Raw genomic sequence first — 2,761 nt, forward strand, 5'->3', positions numbered from 1 at the left:
AGCAGCAACACTATTACCGACATTGGGGTGTTGGCCAAGCTGCCTCAGTTACAGTCGTTAGACCTTGGTGGCAACAAAATTACCGACATTGGGGTGTTGGCCAAACTGTCTCAGTTATATCAGTTAAAGTCGTTAAACCTTAGTTTTAATAAAATTACCGACATTGGGGTGTTGGCCAAGCTGCCTCAGCTACAGTCGCTAACCCTTAGCAGCAACAAAATTACCGACATTGGGGTGTTGGCCAAGCTGCCTCACTTACAGTCGTTAGATCTGAGCCGCAACAATCTTACAGATCTTTCCCCTCTCCTGTCATTAATTCATACCGGAACTCCTGTAAAATGGAGTGATGAATATTGGGAAGGAAATGGAATTTATGTAAGAGATTGCCCATTGGTTAATCCGCCGGTCGAAATTGTAAAGCAAGGGTCTGATGCAGTTCTGAATTTCTTCAAACAGGTTCAGGAACAAGGTGGAACGGTGCCCTTATTTGAGGCTAAATTGATCATGGTTGGGGAGCCCGGAGCCGGTAAAACAACCTTGACCGAGAAGCTACTTGATGAAACTCACGAAGTGATTCCCGAAGATCCCAGAAAAAAATCCACACTAGGTATCAATGTCCGGGAAAATTGGCATTTCCCGGACTCGCAACGCCCAAACGAAGCATTTACGTCGCATATCTGGGATTTTGGTGGGCAAGAGATCCAGTACATGACCCACCAGTTTTTCCTAACGCCCGAATCGCTTTATGTACTGGTAGCCGACGACCGAAAACAACACACCCTTTTCCCTTATTGGTTCGAAGTCATCCATCTGCTAGGGAAAGACGAGAATGACCAAACCAGCCCTATTCTGGTGGTACTAAACGAGCGCAACAACAAATCAATTACCAACTTTGACATCAACGAATACCGATTAAAATATCCCAATACCACTATCGAAGTATTGGAAGTAGATCTATCGGACTCCAACCTCACCCGGTTCAGGGCACTACGGGCTAAAATTCAACAATCGTTGTGTACACTCAGGCATGTAGGGCGTCCCTTACCACGTATGTGGTCGCCCATACGTGAAGCGATTATCCAACGAAGCAAAACACAAAACCACATTCGCGAAAACGAATTTGCCCAAATCTGTGCCGAATTCAATGTCACGGAAGAAGATGACCGGCGACTGATTAGCAAATACTTACACCAATTAGGCGTTCTCTTGCATTTTCAGAATGATATTCACCTCCGCGATTTTATTATTATCAAGCCTACCTGGGCATTAAAAGCCGTGTACGCCGTTCTGGAGAACAAGGATGTAGAAAAAAGGCACGGTCAATTTTCGGACACTGATCTTGATACTTATTGGAAAGATCTTACAAGTGAAGAACGAAGCAAAGTGTTGAGTTTAATGAAAAAAGACAGCTTCGAAATCTGTTACCCGGTTAGCTCTCAATCTTACATAGCTCCCCAACTATTACCGAGCATTCGCCCGGTTTTCGAATGGAACAATAAAGAGAGCTTGAAGTGCCATTTCTTTTACCGCTTCATGCCCAAAGGCATCATGACCCGGTTGATTGTCCGGAAACACAAAGATCTCGCCGATCCCTCACGAGTGTGGGCGCGGGGGGCTATGTTTCGGCGGTTTCAGTGTGAGATATTAGTGACCGAACAGGAAACCGAACGTAATGGCCTGATTGCCATTGAAGTCAATGGTCCTACAAGTAACCGAATACGTGCTCTTAATTTTATACGAGACGAGATAGAGGATATCCATAGCAAATGGTTTTCTAATATCGAATACGAAGAACGTGCGCCCTGCAATTGTGAAGATTGTTTGCATTCTGCAAACCCTACGTTTTTTGACTGGAAGAAGCTAATCCAACGTATAGAGCAAAACCGTGAAACAATAGAATGCGATAAAAACCGTGTAAAAGATGTAAAAGTATTACCATTGCTCGAAGGAATATTTGAAAAAGAGCGCATCGAAACCACGCTACGAGCCAGAAAAAAAGCCTACAGAAGCGAAAATATTGACTATGTTCTAAAAAAAAGAACTGCTGATCTATTGCCCGAAATGGAACCTGAAGAAGTAGTAACACCTCCTCTTAAACCAATCCTTCCCAAAAAAATGAGCAAGAATAATTGGGTTCTCGTTGGCATTGCGGTTTTGATGCTTCTTGTTTTCTTCCTTTTTGCGAAACCAGGCAGTAAACTCGATGTTTTCGGTTGGTTTAAAGCAGAGCAAGGCGCTGATACATCCAAACCCTCCTCTTCAAGTCCTCAGAATACTTCAACCGCCACCATTATTGGAAGTATTATTATCAATGGCCGAAACGCCAGTGATGAAGATGTGAGAAAAATTTATATCAAAGATGAAACGGTAGGTCCACGAACAACTTTGGATAATAACAGCACGTTTAAGCTACGCAATGTTAAAATTCCAGACGACAAGCTTATTACAATTGGTATTGACTTGAAAGACGGTAGTAGTAAATCCGAGCAATTTAAACTACCTGTGGCGGATAAGGACAATGTTTTTGACATAGGGGCAATGTTAATTGAAATTAAACCCCCAGCAAAGGCTTATTCGCGAACAGGAAAACGCAATTTACCTACGATTATCATCACCAACCAGAATATTCAAAATAATGTGTATTCTTAACTTTCTTGCTTGACAAAGTTAGTATTTTTAACTTTGAATAAAACCAAGAAAATGAATGCTAATCAAAAACTCGCTCAGCACCGTCTCAGTGTGCTGGAACTAGCCCAAGCCC

At 42.7% G+C, this 2,761-nt stretch carries 1 protein-coding gene; it reads left to right on the top strand.

From position 1 onward, the window contains the following. The coding region (locus ACO2Q8_RS29300) for a COR domain-containing protein (protein ID WP_423348462.1) at nt 1–2,649 on the top strand (2,649 nt) is incomplete at its 5' end. Nucleotides 2,650–2,761 lie beyond the last annotated feature (112 nt).

The organism is Larkinella sp. VNQ87 (genome assembly GCF_049445795.1).
Taxonomy (GTDB): domain Bacteria; phylum Bacteroidota; class Bacteroidia; order Cytophagales; family Spirosomataceae; genus Larkinella.